Genomic DNA, 6,104 nt, shown 5'->3' on the forward strand with positions numbered 1-6,104 from the left:
CGGGCCAAAAAGTTCTCGTGCATGGTGGCTCGGGCGGCGTTGGCCACGTCGCGCTGCAACTGGCCAAGCACTGGGGCGCCGACGTCTACTCAACCGGTGGCGGCGAGAAACAACTGGCGCTGATTGAGCAACTGGGTGCGACCGGAATCAATTACAAGACCGAGACGGTTGAGCAATACGTCGCCAAGCACACCGGCGGTGCGGGGTATGATCTGGTATTCGACTCCGTCGGCGGTGCAAACCTGACGAACTCGTTTGAAGCGGCTGCACTGAACGGTCAAGTCGCGACGACCGTCTCGATGTGCGAGCTGGATTTGACTCCGGCCCACTTCAAGGGGCTGTCGTTGCACGTTGTGTTCATGCTGATTCCGATGCTGCACGACTTCAAACGAGAACAACACGCCGAAATCCTCCGCGACTTGGCTCAGATCTGTGAGTCCGGTGGGCTCAAGCCTGTACTGGATGAAGAACCGTTTTCGCTCGAACAAGCCGGACAAGCCTACGCTCGCTTGCAGAGCGGAAAAGCGATGGGCAAAGTCGTCGTCGAAAACTAGTCACCAAAGAACGTCGACAGAATCATTGGCAGGGTAGTGGACGAGGGATGTGAAAAGTATTGCTGATGCATTTCGCTCCCCAGGGCGCCATGGGAACACTCACGGACGCCAACCACATCACAGTTTCACGCCAGCGGCGTGCCACATCAAAGCTTGGGGTCGCGCCCGCGCACCCCAAGATCCGGTCACATTCAGGCCGCCAACCCCAACGGGGTTGAACAGAACAACACGTTTCGCCCGAATCACCTCGCCATTTGCGCCGTCCGATCGCGCGGCGTCGATTGTTGAACCCCGCTGGGGTTCCTCTCCCTCTGTGCCACCACCCGGGGTGCGCTTCGCGACCCCGGGCTTTGTTGTGGCACCGCTCTGCGGTGGGGCGCCGTCGGCGCGAAATGTATCCCCCGGCGAGGTTAATCGATTGACATCGACCGAATAGACGCGAGCTCCGCGCTTCATTCGAAGTCAGTCATTCCTTTCACATCCCACGACGCGGGAAATGTCAAGCTGGACTCGTCGCCTCGTCCACGACGGGAAAGGAATTCAGTGCACTGCATATCTGCTGAGAAACATTTCAACCGTGTGCGCGACGATCTGATTTCGTTTGCGGCCTGAGGGCGGGGGCTCGCCGTGGACAATGATCGGCCAGAACGCGAAGGTGCGCAGCAAGCCGACGAATTGCATCGCTGCGAACTCTGCATCGGCTTCGAGAAGGCAACCGGATGCCTGCGCCTGCTTCATCCATGTCGTCACTCGCCTGATAAAAAAGCGTTGATCGACCTGTTGGCCAGCATCCGGTTCGCCCAGCACACGCGACAATCCGGCTCGGGAAAGAGCCTGAACGTCCTCCGACGTGAAGAAGTCGATTTCGGTCTGCGCAAGTTCCGTCAATTGCTCGACGAGGCCTCGCGAAGCGTCGAACTCGCACTCCGGAAGTCGCTCGACGCGAAACTTCAACTCCTCGACAATCGCATCAAACAGGGCTTCCTTGCTGTCGAAGTGGTTGTACAGGGTTCGCTTACTGACCGATGCGGCGTCAGCGATGCCATTCATGCTGGCGGCGAAATAGCCGTACTGTTGAAACGCCTCCACCGCGGCTTGCACGATCGACGCTCGCTTGCGATCCGTCAGTCGGTCCCGCGGCTCTTTTTCGCGACTTACACTCTGGGGTTTACTTTTTCCGGGCATGAGATAAAGTGTACCGCGCGGTTTACTTTTGGCAAGTCATGGCGTGGCCTCTTTCACTTGACAAGTTATGCATCTTCGAGAACACGGCGTCGGCTTCATCGTCTTCGTATGCGGTCTGACCATCACCGGTTGTGCCCCGCAACAGGACGATTCCGTCCCCACTGAAAAGCCTCCCAAGCCGGTCACAATCGCTACCTTGCGGCAAACTTCTCCGACAAATTCCCAATTCATGACGGGTTCGGTTGTGCCTTGGAAATCGGAGCAGATCGGGTTTGAGGTGGCCGGACGCGTCGCCGAAGTCATCGAGCCGAATGAATTTGTTTCGCCACAAATCGGTGGCCAGACCGATGACCGGCGACCAGGTCCGACTCCGCTGGCCCGTCTCGATGATGAAGCGTTGAAAATTGCCGTCGAGTCGGCCTACGCCAGCGTCGAAGTCGCGAAACTGAACCGTGATGCCAATCTTGTCACGATTGAGCAGCAGTTGCCCGCACAGATCGAATCGGCAAAGGCCGAGGCCGACCTCGCCGACATCGAGCTGTCCCGCGCGTTAGAGCTTTCGAAACAGAATGCCGTTTCACTCTCGGAACTTGACGCCGCTCAAACCAATGCATCGACGACGAAATCTCGCCTTGCCAGTTCCCGGGCCGAGTTGGCTCAGGCGAAAGCGCGCCAGCTGGCACTCGAAGCTCAAATCCTGCAGGCCCAACAGCAACTCTCCGAAGCCCAGCGCAGCCTCCGAAACGCCGTGCTCTACAGCCCGTTTCCCGGGCTGGTTTCACAGATTCACGCCGTCCCCGGCACGTATGTCAAAGAAGGCGATCCGGTGGTGACGGTACAGATGATGGATCCGATGACCATCGAATTTGAGGTGACAGCCCGCGACTCTCGCCGCTACCGTCGCGGTGACATGTTGTCGGTCCAAGTGACCGATGGCAGCGGAACGTCTCGCCAGCTTAGCGGTATGGTGTACCGGGTCGATACGGTGGCTGACCCGGCGGCGCGAACATTTACCGTGACGCTGCATGTGCGCAACGAGATCGACGACTCCGCATACCAGTCACCGGACACTGACGAGCCGATCGCATGGACGGATCAGATTACACCGTTGAACATCGGGCCCATGATCACGGGCGACCGCCGACAGCTTGTCGTTCGCGAAGCGGTTCATACGATCGGCGGCCAAACGTTTGTCTGGAAGGTAACCAATCGCCGCTGGGGAACTCCCTCGCCACCGGGCGATCGTCTGCTGTCGGTGACCAAAGTCCCGGTGCGAATCACCAGCGACGTGATTCCCTATCTGGGGCGGTGGAAATTCGTCGCGATCGAGTTCACCGACCCGAATCAGGAGATGGACGTCGATCATGATTTGATTACCGGCAAACTTTTTTTCAAGGCGAGAGAGTCAGAGCCGTCTATCGCCGCGGCAAGTGAACGTCCCGATCTGGAGTCGTGGCGCGGTTCCCGGGTGATGCTTGACGAGCAACGCTGGCTGTTGCGATCCGGCGACGTTGCGCAAATCTCTCTGACGACCGACGAACCAACCGATGGATTTTACGTCCCGATGAAGGCTGTCCGTGAAGAACAGGGGCAGACCTTTGTCCACGTGCTCGATGGCACTGAGAGCCAAGCGATCGCGCGGCGAGTGTTTGTCGACGTCGCCGAAGGGGAATCGGTCCTCGGTGAAACGGTTTTGCTTCGAATCTCATCGATTTCGCGGGAACAGTTGCGTGAGGGAACGCAGGTCATTGTCGAAGGCACGCACTACCTCAATGACGGTGACCGTGTACTGGTTTCCCCGCTCGGGAGCGCCCAGCAATGAGAGGGCTTCCCGAATTCGCAGTGCGTCGCCCGACGATCACGATCACGCTGGTGTTGTTGCTGGTCGCTTGGGGCAGCGTCAGCTTCATCACCATGCCGCGCCGCGAAGACCCCGAATTCACGCTCAAGATCGCCGTCGTGACCACTCGGTGGCAAGGTGCATCGGCAGAGCAGATTGAAAAACTGGTGACCGATCCGCTGGAAGATGCGATCGACGGATTGAAAGAAGTCCGGTTGATTCGATCGACGTCCAGCAGCGAACAATCCGTCATCTTCGTCGAACTCGAAGACAATGTGCCGGGCGCGAGGGTGGACGACGCTTGGGATCGCGTCCGCGCCCGGATTCGCAACGTGCCAATGCCTGACCAAAGCATTTCGCCGTTTCTGTTCGATGAATTTGCCGATACCAGTGTTTTGCTGTACGCCGTCCACCAACGGCCGCTCGACGGCGACTCGGCCGTTGATCCGAAGTACGCTTACTCGCCGCGACAACTGGACCTGTTCTCCGAACGCATTCGTGATTCGCTTCGGCTTCTGCCGGGCGTCTCGCAAGTCGGTCGGTACGGAGTCCAGGAAGAAGCAATTTACATCGAGACGGACGAAGGGAACTGGTCAACGCTGGAGCTGACGACCGCTCAAATCGAATCCCTCGCAAAGTCGCAAAACATCGTCGCGCCGGGCGGAAGGATCGACGGCGAAGACGGACGTTTTTTTGTCAAGCCCAGCGGTGATGTCAGCGCGGTGGAAGCGTTTGACTCGTTGGTCGTCGGTGTCGTGGCGACCGGTGATGAATCGGGCGATGCAGGTTTCAATCAAGTTCAACTCAAAAACATGGGGTTGAACGTTCGTCGTGGCTACATCGACCCGCCCCAACGCATTTGCCGCTACGGAACACCCCAGTTCGAGACGCCCGCCATCATTCTTGCGGTCTCCATGAAATCGGGCGCAAACATCATTGACATTTGCGACCGTTCCAAAGCAAGCGTCGCCCAGTTGCAAAGTACGGGTGTGTTGCCGCCCGATTTGTCGGTGTCCATCATTTCTGATCAGTCGGACAGTGTGAAGCATCGAATTCGCGAGGTTGGCGTCAACATCGTCCAGGCGATTCTGGTGGTTGTTGTCCTGGTGTACTTGGTTGTCGGCTTTCGCACGGCCGCCGTCATGGCGGCCAACATCCCGTTCGTTGTCATCTCGTCGCTGGCGATCATCACGCTTTTCGATGTGCAACTGGAACAGATGTCGTTGGCATCGATGATTATTTCGCTCGGATTGTTGGTCGACAATGCAGTCCAGGTGTGCGACCAGAGTCGTACGAACCAGATCGCCGGGATGAGCCCACGTGATGCCTCCGTTGCGGGTGCAAAAATGCTTGGCCCGTCGATGCTGAGCGGCACCGCGACAACGGTTGCCGCTTTTGTCCCGATGTTGATTGCGATGGACGGTGCCAATCGTGAATTCATCTACAGCCTGCCAATCACGCTGTCCGTCATGCTGGCTGTCAGTTGGGTTCTGGCCATGACTTTCTGTGTCATCCTCGCCGCGTGGTTCATACGGCCGCCCCAAGATCCGACTCGTCCAACCGCGCCGCTGCCCTGGTTGATGGGAAAACTCGGAACCGTGTGGCGCAAGCTTGGCCGAAAGAAGGACGCAGCCGCAGCTTCGCAATCCGCGACCCAACACGGCGGTTTCTACCGAATCTACGCCAACGCGGTGAGTTGGGCACTACGTCATCGCTTGGTCACCATCCTCGCCTCGATCGGAATGATTGTGCTTGCGACCCAGTTCCCGGTTTCGAGCGAGTTCTTTCCACTTACGCAGCGCGACCAATTTGCCGTTGAAATCTATTTGCCCGAGTCCGCTTCGATTGAACAAACCAACGGCGTCGCTCGCCAAGTCGAAGAGATGATCCGTGCGCTCAGCCCGCATGTCGATGCCGAAGGAAGGTCACACCAGCGTTTGCTCAATATGCGAACCATCGTCGGCGGAGGTGGCTCGCGCTGGTACCTCGCATGGGAACCGGAGCCCCAGAAGCCAAAGTACGCCGAAATCCTGATCCATACGACCAAGGGAGAATTGACCCACGACTTTGCCGAGCAACTGCGTGCCGTTGCGAGGCAGGGAGATGAATCGTTAGGGCTGTCACCGATCACCGGTGCTCGAGTGGTTCCTGTCGAACTGGCGCTCGGCCCGCCCGCTGATCCCGTCGTGTTGCGGATCATGGGGAACGGGCTCGCCGACGCCGACGAACTCAGACGGATTGCGAATCGCGTCAAGTCGATCGTGGACGCCGAACCTGATACTTGGGACGTCAACGATTCGTGGGGCGTCTCCGGCCAGCAGTTGTTCGTCGCGGTGGATTCCGATCGGGCGAGCCTTTCGGGGATTCGCAACGCGGAAGTCGCTTCAACGCTTGACGCCTACTATTCCGGAAAGCTGCTGACGATGTATCGCGAGGGTGACCGGCAAATCCCCGTTTACTTTCGGTTGAATCCCGAAAGCCGTCGGTCGCTTGGTGCCGTGAACAGCTCCCACATCGAAACCCGC

General features: G+C 58.4%; 4 protein-coding genes. 3 read left to right on the top strand and 1 reads right to left on the bottom strand.

All coding sequences use genetic code 11. The features are described from left to right. Positions 1 to 554, top strand: a 554-nt coding sequence (locus ABX749_RS18110) for a zinc-binding dehydrogenase (protein ID WP_372897199.1), incomplete at its 5' end; no start/stop codon positions are given. Positions 555 to 1,094: 540 nt separating this feature from the next. On the opposite strand, the gene ABX749_RS18115 is transcribed toward ABX749_RS18110, so the two are convergent. Further along, complete coding sequence (locus ABX749_RS18115; protein WP_145207807.1) at positions 1,095 to 1,739, bottom strand: TetR/AcrR family transcriptional regulator; 645 nt, start codon at positions 1,737 to 1,739, stop codon at positions 1,095 to 1,097. Positions 1,740 to 1,968: 229 nt separating this feature from the next. On the opposite strand from ABX749_RS18115, the gene ABX749_RS18120 reads away from it, so the two are divergent. Continuing rightward, on the top strand, positions 1,969 to 3,561 hold the full coding sequence (locus ABX749_RS18120; RefSeq protein WP_372897200.1) for an efflux RND transporter periplasmic adaptor subunit: 1,593 nt from the start codon (positions 1,969 to 1,971) through the stop codon (positions 3,559 to 3,561). Then, on the top strand, positions 3,558 to 6,104 hold a 2,547-nt coding region (locus ABX749_RS18125), incomplete at its 3' end, for an efflux RND transporter permease subunit (RefSeq protein ID WP_372897201.1). The genes ABX749_RS18120 and ABX749_RS18125, both read left to right, overlap by 4 nt.

The sequence above is a fragment of the Stieleria sp. genome (genome assembly GCF_041595215.1).
Classification (GTDB): domain Bacteria; phylum Planctomycetota; class Planctomycetia; order Pirellulales; family Pirellulaceae; genus Stieleria; species Stieleria magnilauensis.

Excerpts from the sequence above, each read along its gene's own strand:
- ABX749_RS18115 (WP_145207807.1), bottom strand. The coding sequence starts at position 1,739 with ATGCCCGGAAAAAGTAAACCCCAGAGTGTAAGTCGCGAAAAAGAGCCG.
- ABX749_RS18120 (WP_372897200.1), top strand. The coding sequence starts at position 1,969 with ATGACGGGTTCGGTTGTGCCTTGGAAATCGGAGCAGATCGGGTTTGAG.